Raw genomic sequence first — 20,563 nt, 5'->3', positions numbered from 1 at the left:
ACCGGCACCCGCCGACGCGGCACTTGCGAGCCTCTAACAAACCCGGGGCGATTCACTGCGCAGCAGCGGAAACATCGCCGCCGACCGCGTTGTCGTCGCAGCCGGCAACGGAACTGCGGAGCTCCTGCGTACCGCTGGATATGAACTCCCGATGGTCGATCAGCGTGACGGAGGGGCGGCTTGGGGGTTCCTCGCGGAAGTTCACGCTCCCGCTCACGGCCTTGAGCGACTTGTGACTACGGACCACGTCAACCTGCGGCCTGTCGGCACCGATCATCTTCTTGTGCAGGCGCTCGAGCTCGACCATGACGCCGGTCGGGGCGCAGAGGTGACTCCGGCCCTCGAAAGGGAGTATCTCGACCGGGTCTCCGCTCTGCTCGGACGAATCGATCTGGAGGTCACGGGTATACGGGTAGGCCATCGCGTGATTCCTGCGGACGGGATGACCGTCGCAGGGCCTATCGACGGGAATCCGGAGAGTGGCTTGTGGACGGTCGTGACGCACAGCGGAATCACTCTTGCCCCATACCTCGCCGAGACCGTAGCGGACGAGATCTGCCAAGGACGGCAGCGTCCGACGCTTGAGGGATTCCGTCCGACGCGTTTCGCAGCTGGCGACCCTGTATCCAGCGGGTACTCCGCCCCGATGGTTCCGGGCGAGCAGTGACTTCGTGCGCCCTCTCTGACGTCCACAACGTCTTGACCGCAACCCCTAGACCATCGCGAGCATGCGACGATTCTGGCAGCACTGGGCCCGATGCGGGCCGGCTTAACCTCGACGGGGCGAGGGCTGAACTCCTGACGCTGCCGACGTAGGGCACAGCGCCTCGAGAGCCAGCCCCCGTGCGCTCAGCGCGCCATGTCGACGAGGTGGTCGTGATCCATTCCCCGAGTGGTGTTCACGCCGAGGGTGAGCTCGTCGTTCGTCTCGGTGTTCACGTAGGTCACGTACACGTGGCCGGCGGCGCCCTCCACGGTGGTGCGCTGCCAGTGCTTGGCGGCGCCTTCGTGCGCGATGATCGCGCTGCGGGCGTCGGCCGTCGTGTCGCTGCGGAAATCGATCTCGTCGCCGGCGCCGAACTCCTGGATCGTGCGGTCCGCGTAGCCGACGGGACTGACTGTGGATGCTGGTGCCGCGGTGGCGGTCTCGGCAGGTGCAGGGCTCGACTCGTCGGCAAGTGCCGAGGGCGCGAACGCGGCCCCGGCCACGCCGACGGCGGCGATGGCTGCGAGATGACGGATGCGGATCATGGGCGATCAGACCTTCCTCAGGGCCCCAGGGTCGTCGTCGCACGCAGATCTTGACTCACGTCCGCCGCCGCGCTCGAGGCGTTTATGGCTTCCGTTGACCCACTCTTTGCCTGTTCGTGACCCGATGTCAAGGGGTCGAGCGGTGGAATCAAGCGCCGCCGTCGGTGAGGCTCGCTGACGGCAACCAGTCCGCCCCCAGCAGCTCCGCCACGTCGGTGAGGCCCGCGGTGTCGCCGCCCACGGTGTCGGACGCCGCCGCGATCCGCTCCACCATCACCTTGCTGACCTGCTCCTCGACCGTGTCCTGGGCGTAGGCGATGTGCCAGGGGGAGACCTGCTGGTCGCGGTGGGTGCGGCCGGTGACCTGTCGGCCGGCGATGCCTGAGAAGCGGGCCTGGTGGAACACGCCCACGCGGGGCTCGGTGCTCGCTTGGCGTCCGCCTTCGAGGGTCTCTCCGGCGTGCAGGCTGATCGAGGCGACCGTGGTGAACACGCAGACCTTCGCCTGGCCGGTCTGGAACTTCATTCGCTCTGCTTCGACGTCGAATCGGCCCTGCCCGTAGATCGTGGCGACCTCGAGGCCCGAGTCCCGCAGACGCTCGGCGATCGGATCCGCAGCGGTCCCGACGAACTCGACCGAGCAAGCCACCTGCCGCTCGGCCTCGACCTGCTGGGCGATCCACGCGACGGTGGAGTCCACGCGGATTAGCCCGGCCTTCTGGCGGAAGCGCAGCAGCGCCGCCCGACCCTTGGCGGTGTTGCGGCCGCGCCGGGCGATGTCCATCTCGCGGCAGAACTCTCCCCATTCGGCCTCGTACGCCTCCCGTTCCGTGGGCGTGAGCGCCACCGGCATCCCGGAGATCGGCACCGGCCCCCACGGCGCCGCGCGGTGCAGCATCGCGGCGGGCTGCTGATCCTCGAGCCAGCCGCGCACCAGTGCGAGATCCGCGGCGCGCCGGGTCGCGTCGGTGGTCCAGGTCGCGCCGTAGCGCCCACCGCGCTCCACGCGGACCCCGTGGCGCTCGAGCGCGGCGGTGAAGGTGACGGCGGGCTGGGTCGCCGAGATCCAGTCCTTCATCGGCTCGTCGTGCGCCTGCGCGTACGCCGGGGCGAGGTAGGGCAGCTCGAGCGGGGTGTGGCCGGGCGTCGCCGTGGTCGCGATGAGGAACGGGGCTGTCTCGTGGGGCAGCTTGTGGCCCGCGATCTGCGCCCAGAGCTTCCATCGTTTCGTCGTGGTCCGCCGCAGGGCGTGGGCCTCGTCGGCGATGATCACCTCCCACTCGTGGCCGATGACCTTCTCCAGGCGGTCCCAGGTGATCACCACCCACTCCAGGCCGCTGTCGCCCAGCGCCGTGATCGTGCGGCACCAATGCCCGATCGTGATCGCGGCGGGCCGGTCCGCGACCACGAGCACCCGCTTCGCCCCACGGAGGTCACCGACAGCGCTCGCACCGAGCACGGCAGAGATCGTCTTGCCCACGCCGGGCTCATCGGCCAGCAGGAACTGCCGCCCACCGGCTGCGGCGCGCTCCGCGATCGCATCAGCCGCCTCGTACTGGCTCTGGCGGGGCTCGAGGTCCTCCGCCGGCTCGGGAGGGGGCGTCGGGTCATCGGGGTTGAGGGTGTTCTCGAGGAATCGGCCGAGGGTGTGCGGGCCGGGCGCGTAGGGCGCGAGGTGCGCGGGCAGCGAGCGGCCGACGAACAGGTGCATCCTCACGGCCGGATGCCAGGCGGCACCCTCGACCTGAGTTCCGTAGGGGACATCGAGAACCCACAGTCGCTCGCCCGGGCCGGCGACCGGCAGCGGCCGCTGCGACTGGCTGGACCGCTTCCGGCGGGTGGACCCGCCGCGTCGGCGGGTACTGGATCGACGAGGGCTGGGCACCCCGCGACCTTACCGGTGTGCCCGATGCGTGCTGGGACGGCTCGCCCAGCGGGCATCTCACGCCCCTCGGCGATCCGATCGCCCTTCTTCTGCACCCCGGTGCTCTGGTGGGCCGCACCTCGCGGCTCGGCACGACCGACCGTGCGCGTTCGACGACCCCGGGGTGAGGGACCTTCTGCCGTTGTCCCGCGCGACCTGCGGGGCTACTGTCAGGAGCATGATCGGCGCGGCCGGCCGGCCGGCCCGCTCCTCGGCGCAGGGAGTTCACGCGATGGATATGACCGATAGTCACCCCGTTCCCGAGGCACGCGCCGCGCTGGAGCGGCTGCGCGAAGCGGTCGAGGGCAACTGCCTGGAGCCGGGCGATGGCGACTACGAGACGGCCCGCAAGGTCTGGAACGGAATGATCGACCGGTACCCGCTGGTGATCGTCCGGGCCGCGTCGGTCGCGGACGTGGCCCCGGTGCTGGAAGCCGCGCGGGTGACCGGGCTGCCGCTCGCGGTGCGCGGCGGCGGCCACAACATCGCGGGCCTCGGCACGGTGGACGACGGGATCGTGCTCGACCTCGGAGAGTTGCGGGACGTGCACGTCGATCCGCAGACGCAGCGGGTGAGGGTGGCTCCCGGCGCGCGAGCGGCCGACGTCGACGCCGCGACCGCGCCATATCGCCTGGCTGTCCCGCTGGGCACGGTGTCCCGGCCCGGAATCGCCGGGCAGACGCTCGGCGGCGGTGTGGGCTGGCTGATCCGCCGGGCGGGCCTGGCCCTGGACAGGCTGGTCAGCGCCGAGGTGATCACGGCCGACGGGCAGCAGCTCGTCGCGAGCGCAACCGAGCACCCGGACCTGTTCTGGGGGCTGCGCGGAGGCGGAGGCAACTTCGGCGTGGTCACCGCCTTCACCTTCGAGGCGGTGCAACTGCCGGATCCGGTGCTCGGCGTGAGCCTGTACTACCGCAGGCCGTACTGGCGCCGCGCGCTCGCCGCCTTCGAGCTGTGGTCGAGGAACCTCCCCGACGAGCTCACCACGATCGTGACGTTCATGCCCGCCCCCGAGGCGGCCGGGACCGACGAGACCTGGCTGATCATCCGCGGGGTGTACGTGGGCGAGAAGGAGCAGCAGGGCCAGGCCCTGCTGGATCGTCTGCGCCGGGCGGCACCGCCGGATGAGCAGACCGTGGGCCCGATCGACTGGGTCCGCTGGCAGAGTGCGGTGGATGACCTGTACCCCGACGGCTCCCGCGGCTTCTGGCGCAACATCGCGTTCAGCAGCATGGACGAGGACGCCCTGGACACGATCCTGGGGATCGCCGAGGCGATCCCGGGCCGCGGCACCGGCGTGGACATCCACCATCTCGGCGGCGCCTTCGCCCGCGTGCCCGAGGAGGCGACCGCCTTTCCCAACCGCACCGCCCGCTTCTGGATGACCATCTACGGCTTCTGGCAGGGGCAGGAGGAGGACGACCGCCTGACCGCCTACGCCCAGCAGGCCCGCGCCGCGATGCGGCAGCTCGGCGAGCACGGTGAGTACGTGAACTTCCGGGCCCGCGAGTACACCCGCCCGATCACCGACTTCACCCGCGCCATCTACGGGCAGGAGAAGTACCGCCGGCTCCAGGGCATCAAGCAGCGCTACGACCCGGGGAATCTGTTCCGCGAGAACTACAACGTGGCGCCGTAGGGGCGGGCGCACCTCGCCTGTGCACCGCCTCCACAATCGTCCTGTACTAGAACTAGTAGATGCGAGTACGGTGGTCCCATGGTCCACGTGACGCGCACCGAACTGAACCAGCAGACCGCCCGGGTCCTCGCACGCGTGCAGGCGGGCGAAGAGATCATCGTGACGGATCGCGGGCAGCCGATCGCACGCATCGCCCCGGTCGAGTCCGACAGGCGGGCACGGCGCCTGGCCGGAGGCACGCTGCAGCCCGCCTCGGAGTGCGGCGCCCCGGCGATCTCCACGCCGATCCGTGACTGGAGCACCGAGCAGATGATCGAGGACATGCGCGGGGAGCGGTCGTGATCTATCTGGACACCTCGGCGGCCTACAAGCTGCTCAGCCGCGAGCCCGGGGTGGTGGAGGTCGAGAGCCTCTTCGAGGACGGGGCGGCACTGCTCTCCTCCCGGCTCCTCGAGGTCGAACTCCATGCGACCGTCGATCGCCGCGGCGGCTCCCACGCGGACGTCGATGCGATCGTGGCCAGGATCGACCTCGATGCGGTCGACGGCGAGGTCATAGACCATGCCCTCTCGCTTCGTTCGGGTCTGCGTGCGATGGATGCCCTGCACCTGTCCACGGCGCTGCTGTACGGCGAGGCGATGACCGCTATCGCGACGTTCGACCGCGAGCTGGCGGAGGCGGCGCAGCAGTTCGGGCTGAAGGTCCTGCCCGGGCGGGGATAGCTCGCACAGCCACGCCCATGGCCTCGCCTATGGTCACGGCGCCTGCAGCTCAGGGGACGACCCTGCACTGTGCTGACATGACGAAGGCTCCTCAGACCTCAAGGTCGAAGGAGCCTTCGTGCTCCCGCACGGGGAGAAGCTGGGCGGCACCGAGAATCTGCGGGCTCCATACGTCCCGCACAGTCCCCTCAGCCCCCTGGGTGCACCCACTGACGTGAGCTCCAGGCGGTTGCCGCGTGTCGACTATAGCGGCTTGGCCCGCTGGTGCGCGGAGAAGCCTCCTCTGCGATGGGGCCAGGCATGGGCTGCTTGCCGTGGGCGGTCACGAGCGAATATCCCTACGACAGGGCGATCCCGATCTCGAAGGACCGCCGCCACGGCAGCGTGAGCTCGGCGATCCGCACGGCGTCGCCCGGGAGCACCGAGTCCAGGACCGCTTCGAGCTCGCGGTGGATCGCGCGTTCGGCACCTGCGACGCGCTCGTCGTCCGCCATCGGGAAGCGGTCCGGGAACAGGGACGGGCCGGAGTCGACTCGGACCACGGACTGGTACGCGAAGTCGTCGAGCAGACGGGTGAGGAGTGCGCGGCGCGCGGCAGCCGGGTCGAACGTGCCCGCGGCGCGGCCGACTGCTCCGGCCGCGGCGAGGGCCACGACGCTGCCCAGCGTGTTGCCCGCCGTGTTCCAGCCGCCGAACGCTTCCAGGCGGCCGAGGAGGTTTGCCTCCGCGAGTGCCCGCACGAGGGCCTCATCGGCGCCGTTGGGGTAGCGCACGTCGGCGAGTGCGACCTTCTCCCCGCCCTCGAGGCGCGCGCTGATGAGCGCCACGGTGCCCTGCACGGCGGCCGTGTCGACCCTCTCCGGGCGGCCTCGGAACATGTCGTGGCGCTCGGGATCAGGCGCGTGGAGCACGAGGGTGACGTCCCCGCCCGTGGTGACCTCGGTTGCTCCGGCGGCACGGATCTGCCGGCTCGCAGAAGCTGCCAGCGGCATGTTCTCGAACGGCGGGACCCGGGTCATGCCCTCGGGATCCGCGCAGGCCACCGAGAACGCCACCTCGACACTGGTCATCGCAGCGAGGGCGCGGGCCACGAGCACGGCACCGACCTCGTCCGCCCCGGGATACATGAGCACCTCGCGGCCACGGGGCAGCATCCTCATCCAGTGCCGCAGCCAGACCTGCTCCGCGCTGCCCGCGGCGAATGGTGCGGTGTCGTCGGCGGTGATCGCCAGGAAGTCGATCGTGCCGTCCTCGACGAAATCAAGCGTGGACAAGGTCGCCATATGGTTCCGCAGCCGGCGGCGGGAATAGTCCGTCACGACGGGCGCGGGCACGGACGTGAGCTCGTCGAGCGGCAGCACCTCGGCATCGCCGAGCAGACGATGCGCGTCGCCTCCTAACGCGTGCAGCTCCTTGCCGTGCTCCGCCCAGTACTCGGGCTCCTCCGCGGCGGAATAGGAGTTGCTCGCCCGGGTCACGAGGGACACCACCGAGATCGGGAGCTCCGGCCGGAGCCGGCGGACCTCGCGGAGCACGTCGAGCCGGGCGAGCACCTCACGCGTGCTGTCCCCGCTGGTCCGGCTCGCGATGAGGCCTCCGTACAGGAGCATGTCCGTCGAGACGACGACGTGTGCGGTCGACGGGCCGGCGGCGCGCTCGAGCAGCCACGCGCCGAGGGCCTCGGGGTCCCCGGCGGTGCGGTAGGAGGGAAGGAGCTCGGTCGGCGGGACGTCGAGGGTTACGCCGGCCACGGCGGCGACGTCGCCGGGGAGCCGTACGTTCACGGGTCGATCGTCGAGGGGGAGGAGCGCGATGCGCGGACGCCCCGCGGCGGTCTCGGGGAGCTTCTCTGGCACGGGGTTCGGGCCCTTCCTGGAGGGTGCGAGGTGATGGCCGGGGAGTGCGGCCGCCGCGATGGGCGGATGCGCAGATCCGAACAGGCGCGTACGGGAGTCGCGCACCCACCGAGCCTATGGCTCTCGACGGGCGCGGCAGTAGGGGCCCCTGTTGCGAAACTAGGAATACCGCAAAGACGGCTACGGATGAGGACGGAGAGGCACGAGGCTGAGCGAGGTCACCTCACCACGGGGCGCACGGACCGGGACTCGCCGCTCTGTGACAGGAGAGCAGGTCCGGGTAGTGCCCCTGAAGTGTCAGTAGCCCGTGGAGGATGGAAGACATGGCACAGCGACGTGAGAATCATTCGGGACAGAGCCACAAGTCGGGTGGGACCGGGGAAGTCTTCCAAGACGAAGAAGCAGTTCTTCCGAGTGCAGGGGGAGCGCGATGTGCTGTGGATCCGCAACAGCAGCGACTGGGCAAGAGTTCATCGCACGGGAGTGCACCTCGTGTGCCCGGATCGCGGGTGCGCTCAACGGCTCGTCGCTCATCAGAACGCTTATGGCACCAGGTACCTCAGCAACCACAAGGACTCGACAGGATGCAATCACTTCGTCCCCGCTGGCGGCGGCGGGAGGATGACCGACGAGCACCTTTGGCTCCAGGGGAAGCTCCGCGAGATCTGCATCGAACTCGGCTACGACGCCGAACTTGAGGTGGACGTCGCAGGTGCGCGGGTCGATCTGCGTGTGGAGTCCGCGCCGTTCCCCTTCGCCTTCGAGGTGCAGCGAGTCTCGACGGACTTCACTGCCAGACGTCAAGCGCGGGAACAGAACGGGATGCGCACACTGTGGCTTCTGCCCGAATCTGATCGTCAGAAGAACACAGCGAAAGGGAAGCGTAAGCGTGATCCACTGTTTTCCGAACCAAGCGTGCGCCTCGGGTACCGAGATGGTCCCAGCGCTGATGCCAAGGTCTTGACTGTCGACCAACTCCGCTCAGACGTCTGGCAAGGCGACGGCAGTACAGAGGTTCATCTCATTGCGGGCGTCACCGTCGGAAAGTTGGGCCACGACAAGCTGTCCTTCCGCTCGAGCAGATTGCCTCTGCAGGCGTTCCTTCAGCAAGTGCTTGATGGGAGCCGAGAGTGGTACCCGCAGCGGGCGATTCAGGGTGCGAACGGAGGGACTTGGGCTGGCTGGTTACTGGGCGACGACGTCAAGAAGTACAAGGCGGAAGTAGCAGCCGTAAGGGAAATGCGCGAGCGCCGAGAGGAAGCGGCGAGAGCTGCTGCCGAGGAAGCGGCCCGAGAGAAGGCAGATCGAGAGCGCGAGGCACGGGAGCGGCAAGCGGCAGCTGCACGTGCGGAAGACGATGAAGCTCGTGCCCGATGTGAGCGGGAGCAACGGGAACCGATGGCGCCGCGGGATATATCCGGCCCGCGAGAAGCCACGGACCCCGCTCTACCCCCAGAGCCTGTGAGGTCTAACTCTCGTAAACCCTGGTGGAGGCGGTTGTTGGGCTTCTTCGTCGGTTGACGCCATGTGATTGCTTGCGGGAACAAAATGCTACACATGTACGAAATGCTGGCCAGGTCCGTGCTCAGGGCGCTGCGACCAGAAACCTCCTAGGATCCTTCGGGCAGCCAGATCCAGCCCTCCTCGGCGGCCAGTTCTGCGAGCTCGGGAGGTGCCGGCGTTGCGAGTCCACGGTCGACGTCGCGGGCGACGACGGCAGCGATCACCGCGTCCAGCGCGTTGTCGTCGTCCACGCAGGCGTCTCGGTGGCCCGCCCATTCGAGCCAGGGGAGCCGTGCGGTCAGTTGCTCGGCGAGGGCTGCCCGCGACGTCGCACCCTTCGCGCCCTTGTAGGTGTAGCCCGCCAGCTGCCACGCCACGAGTGCCGCACCGGGATACACCTCGCACGCGATGCCGCGTCCGTCGGGCGTGACTGGGGCTCCCTGTTCCCGGAGCCGTGCGGCGATGCCTGCCCAGCGGATGGCGGGGTAGGCGATCTTGTCGGAGGCGACGCTCAGCGGGTTCTTTCCCACCCGGCGTCTCACCTCGAGGTCCGTTGCGCGGTAGAGGACGTGCCGCTTCCAGTCCGGGCCCGTGCTCGGCGGGGGAGTGAGGGTTGCCGTTCGGTGCGCCTCGAGCAGCTCCACGAACGACCGCGGCCACCCGAAGGGGACGTCGACACCGGTCTTCTGTGACGTCACAACCGCGGAGACGATCGTGTCGTCGTCCGCGCCGACCCGGACGTCCTCGACCATGACCTTCTCGCCCTCGTCGCGCAGCCACGCGATGCCAGTACGTTTCGGGTCTGAGGCGAGGTCGATGCCGAGGTAGGTGGAGCCGGGGTGCATCGCGCCACGATAACGGAGGCTGGTCCGAACGGCTCTGTGGGGATCCTTGACCGTGACGGCGCCGCTCGTGCGGCAGATCGAGTGACCCCCTGGGGTGATGTAGACGGGGCTCTAGGTCTACTCGAAGCTACTCGAAGAATTTTTTAGAGTAGCTTCGAGTAGCGTCGAGCAGGTACCGATGGCGTTCTACGTCATCGCGGAAGTGACCAGGTGGCGCGTGGGTCGCGAGGAGATTTCCCCTCCCAGTGGACGACGCCGCTTGCGCGTAGCTCCTCGAGCTGTGCTCGGACCCACGGTCGAGAGCGGCCCGTCGCCTCGACGAGTTCTCCGGTGCCCAGTGGGTGCTCCCTGTGTCGGAGTACGGCGAGGATCTCCTCGGCACCGCGGGGCAAAGCTGCCTGCTGCTCAGGACTCAGCCGACTGAGCGCGGTCAGGGTGAGACGTACGCTTCCGCTGGTCTGGTGGTATTCGGGGTCGACAAGGCCAACGAGACGCATCTCGTCGAACATGCGTCGGATTCCTTCCCCGCGCTCTTGGGTGATCCCGAGGTCGGAGCAGACACGAGCGATCCGAGGGTTTCTCGCGTATCGGGCGATATCCAGGGGCCTGGTGGGGTCCGCGAGTCCGGGGAAGCGGCCGGGGCTCTCGATCTCCACGCGCGAGGGGAAGATGTTCACACGGATGTGATCGCCAGCCATCGAATAACTACGGTGCACGACAGCATTCACGAGACCCTCGAGCCAGGCATCCTTCGGGACGAGTGACTGGTCGGTGAACCGCCCGTTCGTGTCGAGAGCGCGGCGGTGCGGAATCCAGGACTCAATGAGAGCGGCTGCCTCGTCGACGATGCGGGCGATCGGGCCTTCGAGTCGGGTGTCCATGCCGGACTCGACGGTCTGTCGACGGCCGGTGCCCGCAGTGTCGTCGCTGAAGCGGGTGACGCGCACATGTGCTTGGGGGAGCCAGTCCTGCGGATGTCGGCCGAGCAGGAGCACAGAGGCTTGGGTAAGAGTGCCGTCCCGGCGTACTAGGCTCCGTGCTCGCAGTGCGGTGAGGTCGTCAGAGGTGGCACCGATCGACTCGCGATACTCGGTCAGCTCATCGCCATCCAGATCCTCGATGGTCGCGTCGACGGCAGGTTCGTATTCGAACTGCGCGCTGCCCCGGTCGTAGTCGAGCTCTCGGCGCTGTGAGTAGGAGAGCTTCTTCGACTCATCGCCGACTCGCAGATACACCTCGCCGCTGACGGTCTCGTGCACATGTTCGCTCGGGGGGATGTCGATGCGAAGGATGGATCGCTCCTCGTCGAGTGGAAGTCGATGCACCAGCGTTCGAACCGGCGGAACGGCAAAGTCGATCCCGGCCTGTCGGAGCGCGTTCTCCTTATCCGCGGTGAGTAGCTCGCCGTCGTAGCCTCCGTCGCGAATCCCGATCGCCACTGTGCCGCCTTCGGCATTGGCGAAGGCAGTGAGTGCTCGGGCCAGATCCTTCGGTGCGATTCGAGCAGATTTCCGGTCGAACCACTGGTCTTCGGGAGCTTCGATGAGCCGCCGCAGACGGTCGTGAGCCGGTGCTGCGTTGAGGTCATGCAGGATCGCTGACGACATAGGCCTACTCTAAACTATTTAGAGTAGCTTCGAGTAGAAGGTCCTGAGGGCCCGGCCCGCCCGATCCTCAGGATCGTCGTCCCATCGCGCCCGGACCCGCAAGCGGATCCTGCTCCCGCAGCACGTCCTGCTTCCGGAGGATCTCGGCCCGCGCGGTGCCGAGCAGCAGGCCCGGATCGGCGAGTGCGATGCCGGACCAGCGATGGGGCAATGCGGCGGCCTCCGCGAGGTTGCGTGCCCTCTGGCTGGGATTGCTGCGCAGGTCGAAGGCACGCCGTAGGTCTTTCTCGTGCAGAGGCGCCGGGGCGTAGCCCATCAGCTCGTTGCCGCGGGCGATGAGCGAGACGATCGCCGCGGCGGTGTTGCGGGTGCTCGCCTTGCGTCGCAGCACCGCGTCATCGAGCTCGGCGATGCGCGCCAGCAGGCGCCGGCAGGCGGTGAGGAGCTCGGCGGTCTGGTCGGGGGCGGGCTGCCCCGCTAGGAGCGCGCTCACCCCGTCCACCAGGTGCGCGTCGATCTCGGCGGCGAGATCGCGCAGATTGTCGGGGAACTGCTCGAGCGGGAGCCTCTCGGTGGGCAGCGGCGTGGTGTCGAGCTCTGCGAGCACGTCGAATCCGCCGACGAGAAGAGCGAGATCCGCCAGGCGCAGCGCGGAAGGGTCCCCGAGCTCGAGCGCGAGGTCGACCTGCTCCTCGAGCCGCTGCGCACGCATCCGGGGATCAGCGCGACGAACCGGGAACTGCTCGAGCAGCGGGGTGATCTCACGAAGGGTCTGCGCGATCACGGAGGGGTCCTCTCCTGTCCGTTCGAGAGACCAGGCGACGAGCGGTGGCAGGATGGAAGGGACCTGTGCGGCCTGATCCTCGGAGAGGATCGGGGTGGTCGGCAGTACGTCGGTGAGCAACCATTCGGCGAGCTCCGGATTCCATGCCAGCGGGTCGCCGAGGCCCCCACCGAGCACGACCATCATGTAGGCGACCAGGTCTGCCGCCGTCTCGACGCGCTCCAGTCCGGCAGCGTGCGCGGAGGCAGTGAACTCCGCGACCAGATCGGTGCCGTCCTCGAGGATCCATGGCGGGCGCTCGGAGGTCGGCAGGGGAGCGCCGTCGAGGAGATCGTCCTCGTCGTACCCCGTCCCACCCGCTGGCATGAGGCCGACGACGAACTCCACGAACGGCCTCAGCATCGGCCACTGCTCCTCGGATCCCGCCGTGCCCTCGTCTGCGGGAGTGAGGGCGAGGGCCTGGCCGAGGCGAGTCCGAGCGTCCGCTGGGGCGACGACCTCCAGGGCCTCGTCCAGGGATGATCCCTCGCTCGCCATGATCTCGCGATACCGGTGGAGCACCTCCTCCATCGGTGCGCCGACCACGAAAGCGTCCTTCACGAACAGCGCCGGGGCTCGGGGGATGTAGGCGATGAGCACGGCCCGCACCCCGCGGGGGAGAGTTAGCTCCACCATCAGGTTCTCCCCGACCTCGTCGGTGATCGCCACGGTGTCGGTGATCGTGGCGTCCGCGAGGCCGGAGATCTGCGGCGGCATCGGCTGACGCCGGGAGGTGAGTCCCACCCGGGCCCGCGAGCGGAGGTCCTCATCGGGGCACATCGCCGCGATCATGTGCAGCAGCGCGGTGGTCTCCGCGACGTTGATCTCGAGGAAGGTGTCCATCAGGTCCACGCCCTCGGGGAGCTCCTCGGGGTGGTGCCGCAGATCCGCGAGCTCCACGACCAGCGGCGCCGCGGCAATCCAGAACACGGTCGGATCATCGGAGCGCAGCGCCGGGCGGAGCACCTCGATCAGAGGGTTATCTGCCGGAGGCACAGCGGAGGACGGCGCAGGTTCTGGCGTGTGCGGGATGTGCCGGCTCGCGGGGCGGTGAAAAGCGCCCTGCCCGAGCGGGTTGCGGTCGTGGCGACGTCGGCTCATGCGGATATCTCATCAGGAATCGGCCCACGGCGCGAGCATCTCGACGGCGTGCTGCTGCCGTTCTGCTATGCCGCTGGTGCCCGAGATCCCTGGCCTGTGCGGCCTCGCCGTTCTCCGTGGGAGTCGGACGTACAGGTCAAGCGTCCGCGCTGAGCCCCACCCCGAACCCCTCAGCCGGGTCCGCCACGGCAACAGCCAGTGTCGTGTCCGACTGCCCGTAGTACGCGAACCACTTCCCGCGGAACCTGACGAGCCCCTCGACGAAGGTGACGTTGGAGACCAGCCCGTGGGTGTCCTCGTAGGTCTGGGGGCGCAGCCACGGCTCCTGCAGGCGGGCCATGACCTTGGTGGGCTCGGCGGGGTCGATGAGGATCTGGCCGCAGCGGTAGTCGACGTCGACGGTGCCGTCCTCGTGGACCTCGCGGGTGGCGCCGTTGGTGAGCATCAGCAGCAGGCCGTCGTCGGTGAGCACGGGGGAGGTGCCGATCTCCACGAGCGCCTCGTCGAAGGTGCCGGGGGTGGGCAGGTACATCGGCTCGTCGTCGCTGGTGCCGGGCGTCCAGTGGATGAGGTCGTCGCTGGTGGCCCAGTAGATGCCGCCCTCGCCGAAGTACATCCACCACTTTCCGTCGATCTGCTGGGGCACGATCACGCCGGCCTTGGACCAGTTGTGTCCGCGCGGGTCCATCACCTTGAAGGTGTCGAAATGCTCGAACAGCGGGCCGTGCTTGGTCCAGGTGCGCAGGTCGGTGGAGGTGGCCAGGCACAACTGGGCCATCCGTCGGTCCCAGCCGGTGTAGGTGAGGTAGTAGGTGCCCTCGATGAACGCGATGCGGGGATCCTCGCAGCCGTACCGCTCGTAGTCGTGCTCGGGGGAGAGGATCGGGGCGTCCTCCCGCTCGAAGGTGTAGCCGTCGTCGCTGAACGCGATCCCGATGTGGGAGACGATGTCTTCCGCGTGGGCGCGGTACAGCAGCACCACCTGGTCATCGACGACGAGCGCCGCGGGGTTGTAGAGGTTCGAGGACTCCCAGCTGTCGCCCTTGGGGCGCAGGATCGGGTTGCTCTCGGAGGGGACGAACGGGCCGAGCGGGAACGTGGCTCCGCCGAACAGGGACACGGTGGACATGCTTCTCCTCAGGAGTGGATGACAGGGACGAACAGGGAGTTATCTGCTGCGGGGAGGGCGTCAGCCCTTGACCCCGGAGCTGATGTCGGAGGCTTGGAAGTAGCGCTGGAAGAACACGAACAGCAGCACCACGGGGAAGGCCAGGGTGGCCGCTCCGGCGAGGATCGCGCCGTTGGGGTTCGACGCTGTGCGGGAGACGTTGGAGATGTAGTTCGCCAGCGAGACCGCGAGCGGCTGCAGCTCGGCGTTCTTCGTGATCAGGAACGGCCACAGGAACTCGTTCCACGGCCCGATGAAGGTGATCAGGGCGACCGTCGCGATCGCCGGCTTCACCAGCGGCACCGCGATTTCGACCATGATGCGCAGCTCGGAGGCGCCGTCGATGCGCGCCGCCTCGAACAGGGACTCCGGCAGGGACAGGAAAAACTGGCGGAAGATGAACACGGCGGTGGTGTTGATCAGGAACGGCAGGATCATGCCCAGGTACGAGTCGCCCAGTCCGTAAGTGCGGGTGACCTGCACGTACAGCGGGATCATGAGCAGCTGGAAGGGGATCGCCTGCACGCCGAGCATGATCGCGAACAGCACGCCGCGGCCCCGCCAGTTCAGACGGGACAGCGAGTACCCGGCCACCAAGCCGAAGGTGAGGGTGCCGGCGAGCACGCCGAGCGTGAAGATCAGCGAGTTCGCGAGCGACCGGATCAGGTTCAGCCGCGAGTTGATGTCGGTGAAGTTCTGCAGGGTCCAGCCACCGGTGGGGAAGAGATCCGCCGGGGAGGTGGTCGGGTTCTCCTGGAAGGCGCCGACGGCCATGAACCAGAACGGGAACACGAACGCCAGGGCGAACACGGTCAGCACGACGTAGAGCATCACGCTGCTGCGTCGGGCGCCGCCGTGTCCTGCCGTGCGACGGCGCGTGGGGTGCGGGGTGGGGGTCATGTCAGTCCTCCCGTCCGGTGCGGGCGGCGAGGATCGACAGCAGGCCGATGCCGATCACCAGCAGCACACCGATCGCCGAGGCGACGTCGGGGTTGGTCTGCTGGATGCCCTTCTGGTAGATGAGCAGCACCGGGGTGGCGGAGGCGCCGTCGGGCCCGCCGCCGTTGGTGAGCAGGTACGGCTCGGTGAACAGGTTCGCGCCGGTGATGATCGCGAGGATCAGCACCAGGGCGGTCACGCTGCGCACCCCGGGCACGGTGACGTTCCGGAAGCGGCCCACGGCGCCGGCGCCGTCCATCGCCGCCGATTCGTACAGCTCCTTGGGGATGCCCTGCAGTGCGGCGAGGTACAGCAGGATGTAGAACCCCAGCTGCTTCCATGTCACGTACAGCGCGATCGACGGCATCGCCAGCGAGCTGTTGACCAGCCATGACGGATCCGGGGCCAGCGGGCCGAGGATCGTGTTGACGAGCCCGCCGGAGGAGAACAGCAGCATCCACACGCCGATCAGCGACACGCTCGCGGTGACGTACGGGATGTAGAACGCGACCCGGTATGCGGAGGCGAAGCGCACGATCTTGTTCAGCGCCGAGGCGAGCACGAGCGAGAGGATCGCGGTGAGCGGCACGTTGATCACCAGGAACACGGCGATGTTGCCGAAGGACTGCTGCACCTGCGGATCGGTGATCGCGCTGACGTAGTTCTCGAAGCCCACGAAGGGGTGCTCCACCACCGCGGTGGGCGCGGTGAAGAAGTAGTCCTGGAACGAGATCCACACCGCCTGGATCAGCGGCCACGCCATCACGGCGGCGAGGAACAGCACGTAGGGGAGCACCAGCAGCAGGCCCAGCGGCTGGGCCCCGAGGAGCCCGCCGAGCGGCAGCCGGGAGCGCCGGCTCCGCTCGGGGGCGTCACGGGTGGTGGTGGCGGTCATGATCAGCCCTGCACGAGCGTGTCGATCTCGTCGGCCGCCGCCTGCAGGGCGCCCTCGACGGGCTCCTTGCCGAAGATGACCGCGGCCGAGTACTTCTCCCGGAACGTCTGCCACACCTCGACGGAGTTGGGCACGTTGGGCACGTCGACGACCCGTTCGGACTGGCCGGCGAACACCTCGTAGTCGGGGTTCTTCGCGAAGTAGTCGCCGAAGGTGTCCAGCAGACCGGCGCGCAGGGGCATCTGCCCGGTCGCCTCGAGGAAGGCGCCGTCCTGCTCCTGCGAGGTCGCGAACTTCAGCACGTCCCAGGCGGTGGCCTGGTTCTTCGACGTGGTGAACATCGAGACGTTCTTGGAGTCCGCGAAGGTCTTCACCGTCTCCGGATCGGAGCCCTCCGCGGTGGGGACGGGCATGAAGCCCACGGGGAAGGCGTCCTTGTAGGAGCTGATCGCCCAGGGGCCGGCGGCCTGCATGGCGGTCTTCGCGGTCGCCATCGCGTCGTCGGTCGCCGCTTCCTTCGGGGCCAGCTTCTCGGCGTAGATCGTGGCCCAGAAGTCCGCGACCGCCGCGCCGTCGTCGGAGGCGAAGGTGGACTTGCCGTCCTCGACCAGCTGCAGGCCGTCGGTCTGCGCGATGTAGAGCGGGTAGAAGTCGAACCAGGGCTGGAAGAACTCGTTGGTGGGAGAGGGCCAGATCGCGGCCGGGGCGGCACCGGACTCGACGATCTTCCGGGCCCCCTCGAGGAACGAGTCGAAGCTGTTCATCCCGGGGTTCTCCGGATCGAGACCCGCTTTGGTGAACAGATCCTTGTTGAACATGATCATCACGGGGTTCGACTTCCAGGGCAGCAGGTAGTACTTGCCGTCGGCGTCCGCATAGCCCGTCGCGACATCCGCGCCGGTGCGGTCCTCGATGTAGCTCGCGCCGTCCTCGAAGGTGCTGAGGTCCACCAGGCCGCCCTGCTTGGCCCAGCCGGGCGCGGCGGCAGTGGAGATATTGAAGATGAGATCCGGGGTGGTGCCCGCGGTGATAGCAGCGGTGATCGCCTCTTCGGAGCTCTGGCCGGCGGGGATCTCCTGGGCGGTGATCTTCTCGTCGGGGTGGTCGGCGTTCCAGGCCTCGACCATGGCCTTGCCCCAGGCGACCTCCTGCTCGTTGTTGGAGAGCCAGATGGTGATGGGGCCGCGGGCGGAGGCGGCCTCGCCGCCACCGCCGCCCCCGTTGCCGCAGGCGGCGAGGGTGGTGGCGGCCAGCGGGACGGCGAGAGCGCCGGCGGTGAAGGTGCGTCGGGTGATGTTCATCGGTGAACTCCTCAGGGTGCGGTGCGGGTGGGGGTTCCGGGCGGGGCGGCGATGCTTCCGCGGGGGACGACGGTGGTGTGGTCGGCGAGCACGTGGCGCGGCTGTTCGCCGGCGATCTCGGCGAGCAGCGTGGTCACGGCGATCTGGCCGCGCTGCACGGCGCCGGTGCTCACGGTGGTCAGGGCGGGGGAGAGGTGGGCAGAGAGCTCGCTGTCGTCGTAGCCGCTGATCGACAGGTCCTCGGGCACGCGCAGGCCACGGCTGTGGGCCAGCGAGAGGCCGGAGATCGCCATCATGTCGTTGGCATAGAGGATCGCGGTGGGCGGATCGGCGCGGTCCAGCAGCTGCGCGGTGGCGTCGCGCCCGGAGGCGGCGGTGAAGTCGCCCTCGACCACGAGGGAGCCGTCCAGGCCCTGCTCGCGCATCGCGGCGGCGAACGCCTCCCGGCGGATCCGCCCGTGGATGTAGTGGTCCGGGCCTGCGACGTGGGCGATCCGGGTGTGCCCCGCCTGCGCCATGCGGCCGACGAGCTCCGTGACCGCCGGGCTGTCATCGGAGTACACCGTGGGCAGCCCAGCGGTCTCGCCCCCGGTGGGTTCCTCGGCGGAGAGCACCACAGCGGGCAGGCCCAGGCGCTGCACGAGCTCGAAGCGGGGATCCTCGACCTGCACGTCCAGCAGGATCGCGCCGTCGGCCCGCCCGGCGGCGAGGCGCTCGTAGACGAGGCGCTCGGCCTCGGGGGTGGTGACGGCGTGGAGCATGAGCCCCATGTCGTGCTCGGCCAGCACCCGCTCGCAGCCGGAGATGAACTTCGAGAAGAAGGCATCGGTGGCCAGCACCTCGGGGTCACGCGCCACGACCAGGCCGATCGCCCCGGTACGGGAGGTGGCCAGCGCCCGGGCGCGGTGGCTCGCGGTCCACTGCAGCTCCTCCGCGGCGTCGAAGATCCGCTGCCGGGTCTCCTCCGAGACGGGCCGCTTGCCGGAGTAGGCGAGGGAGACGGTGCCCTTGGAGACGCCGGCGTGACGGGCGACGTCACCGATCGTGGCCTTGCGGGGAGCGGTCATCGGGCACCTCCTTGTGCGTGGGGCGGGGCGAGCATCGTAGGCGGAACTCGGCTGTGCGTGGGATGGGCAAGCAACCGGGGAGACCTTGCGCAAACCGGTTTGATTGATCACTATCAAACCGGTTTGTTCCGCGCCTGTCAACTGCTCCGTCCGTGCCGGGTGCGCGCGCCGGGCACCGAACTTCGTTGACGATGCCGTGCGACACCGGCAGCGCGTATCAGGCCGACGGGGGCCAGCTGAGTCCCGTGAATCGGAGGCGCTAGGTGTTGCGGGTCATGACGTTGTAGTCACGGATCGGGGATGAAGGAACGGGTCCCTGACCGGCACGATGGGTGGTGCTGAAGCCGTCCATCTGCTGGAAGAGACCCGTTCCATGACCCACCGTAATTCGCCGCTGACCCCTGCCGGAAGGCTCCGCCTGGTCCAACGTGTCGAAGATGATGGCCGACCCATAGCCCACGTCGCTGCCGAAGCCGGCGTCGCTCGCTCGACTCTGACGAAGTGGGTCCACCGCTATCGCGCTGACGGTGCCGAAGCCTTGGAAGACCGCACCAGCGCCCCAGCACGGAGACCCTCGAGGCCACCGATCGAGGTCCTCGAGCTCATCGACGCTTGGCGGCGAGAGCACAAATGGTCTGCCCGCCGCATCGCTCTCGAGCTCGCCAGCCGCGGCCACCACTACTGCGTCCGGACCATCGGGCGCTGGCTGGAACGGCTCGGGATCTCCCGCCGCCGAGATCTCGACCCGACCGGGGAGAACAACCGTGAGCCCGGGAAGATCATCGCCCGTTTCCCGGGCCACATGCTCCACCTGGACGTGAAGAAGGTCGGGCAGATCCCCGCCGGTGGCGGCTGGCGACTCCACGGCCGGGGCAGCACCCGAACACGTCACCAGCGCGTGGGCTACACCTACCTGCACTCCGCGATCGACGGCTACTCCCGCCTCGCCTACACCGAGGCTCTTGAGAACGAGACCGCGGCAACCACCATCGGTTTCTTCTCCCGGGCGAGAGCGTTCTTCGCTGCTCACGGCATCACGCGTCTGGTCCGGGTGGTCACCGACAACGGCTCCAACTACCGCGCCAAGACCTTCGTCCGCACCGTGAACGCGCATGCTTCCCGGCATCAGCGGACCCGGCCCTACACGCCCCGGCACAACGGGAAAGTCGAGCGCTACCAGCGGATCCTCGCCGAGGAATGCCTCTACGCCCACGCCTTCTACTCCGAAGACGAACGGCGCGAAGCGATCAGCGTCTGGGTCCACCATTACAACTATCATCGGCCGCACACCGCCTGCGCTGATCAGCCCCCGGCCACCCGAGTCCACGAACGTGTCGACAACGTCATGACCTCATACAGCTAGGGCGTGCCGTAGTCGACGACGTGCTGACTGAGGGTGCGCGCGAGCTGTTTGGCCTGCCGCAGTGGGGCCTCGTCGCCAGCTGCGGTCTCTGAACCCTCTCCCGCCGCTTCGACATCCTCGTCGGCGGCGAGCAGGCTGGCTCCTCGATATTCACCTATCCCGCCGTGGACCCCGATGACCAGCGGATCTTCTACCGCACGGTGATCGACGACGCCTTCGGCGGGCGGGGCCTGGCCGGGATCCTCACCCGTACCGCGCTCGTCACCAGCGTCGCCGAGGGGCACCGGATCGTGGCCGTCTGCCCCTACGTCGCCCACTGGCTGCGCAGCCACGACGACATCGAGGGGTCGGTCGACACGGTGCGCCCGGTGCACCTCGAGACGGTGCGCCGCGCGAGCGCCGAGGCGGATGCCGCAGATTCCTGAGAAACCTGTCCCGGGCGGGTGACGACGGGGGCACTCCTTCAACCCGACCCCGTGGCTGTAACGTCATGACCCGCAACAACTAGGGCGTGTCTCCTATGTGTGAGCTGTTTCGTGCGAGAGCGTCGAGGGATGGC

General features: G+C 68.5%; 18 protein-coding genes. 7 read left to right on the top strand and 11 right to left on the bottom strand.

The genetic code is table 11. The annotated features are described in order from the left end of the window. Positions 1 to 55 precede the first annotated feature (55 nt). Positions 56 to 667, top strand: coding sequence for an NAD(P)/FAD-dependent oxidoreductase (locus INT49_RS21675; RefSeq protein WP_193119485.1), 612 nt, complete (start codon positions 56 to 58; stop codon positions 665 to 667). Between the two features lie 182 nt (positions 668 to 849). Here INT49_RS21675 and INT49_RS19865 read toward each other — a convergent pair whose 3' ends face one another. Further along, positions 850 to 1,251: a hypothetical protein gene (locus tag INT49_RS19865; RefSeq protein WP_193119481.1), complete on the bottom strand. Its 402-nt coding sequence runs from the start codon at positions 1,249 to 1,251 to the stop codon at positions 850 to 852. Between the two features lie 148 nt (positions 1,252 to 1,399). After that, positions 1,400 to 2,962, bottom strand: coding sequence for a DEAD/DEAH box helicase (locus tag INT49_RS19860; protein WP_226851063.1), 1,563 nt, complete (start codon positions 2,960 to 2,962; stop codon positions 1,400 to 1,402). 445 nt (positions 2,963 to 3,407) lie between these two features. On the opposite strand from INT49_RS19860, the gene INT49_RS19855 reads away from it, so the two are divergent. From INT49_RS19855 to INT49_RS19845, 3 genes are all read left to right on the top strand, one after another. Then, positions 3,408 to 4,814 (top strand): FAD-binding oxidoreductase, encoded by a 1,407-nt coding sequence (locus tag INT49_RS19855; protein ID WP_226851057.1) that lies wholly within the window; start codon positions 3,408 to 3,410, stop codon positions 4,812 to 4,814. Between the two features lie 78 nt (positions 4,815 to 4,892). Next, the gene (locus INT49_RS19850; protein WP_193119479.1) at positions 4,893 to 5,156 is read left to right on the top strand and encodes a type II toxin-antitoxin system Phd/YefM family antitoxin; all 264 of its coding nucleotides are present in this window, start codon (positions 4,893 to 4,895) and stop codon (positions 5,154 to 5,156) included. Then, positions 5,153 to 5,536 (top strand): type II toxin-antitoxin system VapC family toxin, encoded by a 384-nt coding sequence (locus INT49_RS19845; RefSeq protein ID WP_193119478.1) that lies wholly within the window; start codon positions 5,153 to 5,155, stop codon positions 5,534 to 5,536. Before INT49_RS19850 ends, INT49_RS19845 begins: the two co-directional genes overlap by 4 nt. A 338-nt stretch (positions 5,537 to 5,874) precedes the next feature. Here the strand turns inward: INT49_RS19845 and INT49_RS19840 are convergent, their stop codons facing one another. Further along, on the bottom strand, positions 5,875 to 7,497 hold the full coding sequence (locus INT49_RS19840; protein ID WP_193119477.1) for a DUF4127 family protein: 1,623 nt from the start codon (positions 7,495 to 7,497) through the stop codon (positions 5,875 to 5,877). A 516-nt stretch (positions 7,498 to 8,013) separates the two neighbouring features. On the opposite strand from INT49_RS19840, the gene INT49_RS19835 reads away from it, so the two are divergent. Beyond that, complete coding sequence (locus INT49_RS19835; RefSeq protein WP_193119476.1) at positions 8,014 to 8,913, top strand: hypothetical protein; 900 nt, start codon at positions 8,014 to 8,016, stop codon at positions 8,911 to 8,913. 89 nt (positions 8,914 to 9,002) lie between these two features. Here INT49_RS19835 and INT49_RS19830 read toward each other — a convergent pair whose 3' ends face one another. The 8 genes from INT49_RS19830 to INT49_RS19795 form a co-directional block, all read right to left on the bottom strand. Next, positions 9,003 to 9,740, bottom strand: a complete 738-nt coding sequence (locus INT49_RS19830) for a DUF429 domain-containing protein (RefSeq protein WP_193119475.1) — start codon at positions 9,738 to 9,740, stop codon at positions 9,003 to 9,005. A gap of 191 nt (positions 9,741 to 9,931) precedes the next feature. After that, the gene (locus tag INT49_RS19825) at positions 9,932 to 11,347 is read right to left on the bottom strand and encodes an ATP-binding protein (RefSeq protein WP_193119474.1); all 1,416 of its coding nucleotides are present in this window, start codon (positions 11,345 to 11,347) and stop codon (positions 9,932 to 9,934) included. Between the two features lie 67 nt (positions 11,348 to 11,414). Beyond that, on the bottom strand, positions 11,415 to 13,271 hold the full coding sequence (locus INT49_RS19820) for a hypothetical protein (protein ID WP_193119473.1): 1,857 nt from the start codon (positions 13,269 to 13,271) through the stop codon (positions 11,415 to 11,417). A 136-nt stretch (positions 13,272 to 13,407) separates the two neighbouring features. Further along, positions 13,408 to 14,400 carry a glycoside hydrolase family 130 protein gene (locus INT49_RS19815; RefSeq protein ID WP_193119472.1) on the bottom strand — a complete coding sequence of 331 codons (993 nt, stop codon included), beginning with the start codon at positions 14,398 to 14,400 and terminating at the stop codon, positions 13,408 to 13,410. Positions 14,401 to 14,460: 60 nt separating this feature from the next. After that, positions 14,461 to 15,339 carry a carbohydrate ABC transporter permease gene (locus INT49_RS19810; protein WP_226851054.1) on the bottom strand — a complete coding sequence of 293 codons (879 nt, stop codon included), beginning with the start codon at positions 15,337 to 15,339 and terminating at the stop codon, positions 14,461 to 14,463. Between the two features lies 1 nt (position 15,340). Continuing rightward, entirely contained in the window at positions 15,341 to 16,273 is a 933-nt protein-coding gene (locus INT49_RS19805) for a carbohydrate ABC transporter permease (RefSeq protein ID WP_193119471.1), read from the bottom strand. A 2-nt stretch (positions 16,274 to 16,275) separates the two neighbouring features. Beyond that, positions 16,276 to 17,574 carry an extracellular solute-binding protein gene (locus tag INT49_RS19800; RefSeq protein ID WP_193119470.1) on the bottom strand — a complete coding sequence of 433 codons (1,299 nt, stop codon included), beginning with the start codon at positions 17,572 to 17,574 and terminating at the stop codon, positions 16,276 to 16,278. 11 nt (positions 17,575 to 17,585) lie between these two features. Continuing rightward, on the bottom strand, positions 17,586 to 18,641 hold the full coding sequence (locus INT49_RS19795; protein WP_193119469.1) for a LacI family DNA-binding transcriptional regulator: 1,056 nt from the start codon (positions 18,639 to 18,641) through the stop codon (positions 17,586 to 17,588). Between the two features lie 373 nt (positions 18,642 to 19,014). Here INT49_RS19795 and INT49_RS19790 point away from each other — a divergent pair, with 373 nt between their 5' ends. Next, positions 19,015 to 20,004 (top strand): IS481 family transposase, encoded by a 990-nt coding sequence (locus INT49_RS19790; protein ID WP_193119468.1) that lies wholly within the window; start codon positions 19,015 to 19,017, stop codon positions 20,002 to 20,004. A 113-nt stretch (positions 20,005 to 20,117) separates the two neighbouring features. Next, positions 20,118 to 20,429, top strand: coding sequence for a GNAT family N-acetyltransferase (locus tag INT49_RS19785; RefSeq protein ID WP_193119482.1), 312 nt, complete (start codon positions 20,118 to 20,120; stop codon positions 20,427 to 20,429). Positions 20,430 to 20,563: the final 134 nt, after the last annotated feature.

Origin of the sequence: Brachybacterium tyrofermentans (assembly GCF_014897585.1) — a bacterium.
GTDB classification, from domain to species: Bacteria; Actinomycetota; Actinomycetes; order Actinomycetales; family Dermabacteraceae; genus Brachybacterium; species Brachybacterium tyrofermentans.
This window is presented reverse-complemented; position numbering and strand designations above follow the sequence as displayed.

Excerpts from the sequence above, each read along its gene's own strand:
- INT49_RS19855 (WP_226851057.1), top strand. The coding sequence starts at position 3,408 with ATGGATATGACCGATAGTCACCCCGTTCCCGAGGCACGCGCCGCGCTG.
- INT49_RS19865 (WP_193119481.1), bottom strand. The coding sequence starts at position 1,251 with ATGATCCGCATCCGTCATCTCGCAGCCATCGCCGCCGTCGGCGTGGCC.
- INT49_RS19835 (WP_193119476.1), top strand. The coding sequence starts at position 8,014 with ATGACCGACGAGCACCTTTGGCTCCAGGGGAAGCTCCGCGAGATCTGC.
- INT49_RS19825 (WP_193119474.1), bottom strand. The coding sequence starts at position 11,347 with ATGTCGTCAGCGATCCTGCATGACCTCAACGCAGCACCGGCTCACGAC.
- INT49_RS19850 (WP_193119479.1), top strand. The coding sequence starts at position 4,893 with ATGGTCCACGTGACGCGCACCGAACTGAACCAGCAGACCGCCCGGGTC.
- INT49_RS19790 (WP_193119468.1), top strand. The coding sequence starts at position 19,015 with ATGACCCACCGTAATTCGCCGCTGACCCCTGCCGGAAGGCTCCGCCTG.
- INT49_RS19795 (WP_193119469.1), bottom strand. The coding sequence starts at position 18,641 with ATGACCGCTCCCCGCAAGGCCACGATCGGTGACGTCGCCCGTCACGCC.
- INT49_RS19820 (WP_193119473.1), bottom strand. The coding sequence starts at position 13,271 with ATGAGCCGACGTCGCCACGACCGCAACCCGCTCGGGCAGGGCGCTTTT.
- INT49_RS19815 (WP_193119472.1), bottom strand. The coding sequence starts at position 14,400 with ATGTCCACCGTGTCCCTGTTCGGCGGAGCCACGTTCCCGCTCGGCCCG.
- INT49_RS19810 (WP_226851054.1), bottom strand. The coding sequence starts at position 15,339 with ATGACCCCCACCCCGCACCCCACGCGCCGTCGCACGGCAGGACACGGC.
- INT49_RS19805 (WP_193119471.1), bottom strand. The coding sequence starts at position 16,273 with ATGACCGCCACCACCACCCGTGACGCCCCCGAGCGGAGCCGGCGCTCC.
- INT49_RS19830 (WP_193119475.1), bottom strand. The coding sequence starts at position 9,740 with ATGCACCCCGGCTCCACCTACCTCGGCATCGACCTCGCCTCAGACCCG.
- INT49_RS19800 (WP_193119470.1), bottom strand. The coding sequence starts at position 17,574 with ATGAACATCACCCGACGCACCTTCACCGCCGGCGCTCTCGCCGTCCCG.
- INT49_RS19860 (WP_226851063.1), bottom strand. The coding sequence starts at position 2,962 with ATGCACCTGTTCGTCGGCCGCTCGCTGCCCGCGCACCTCGCGCCCTAC.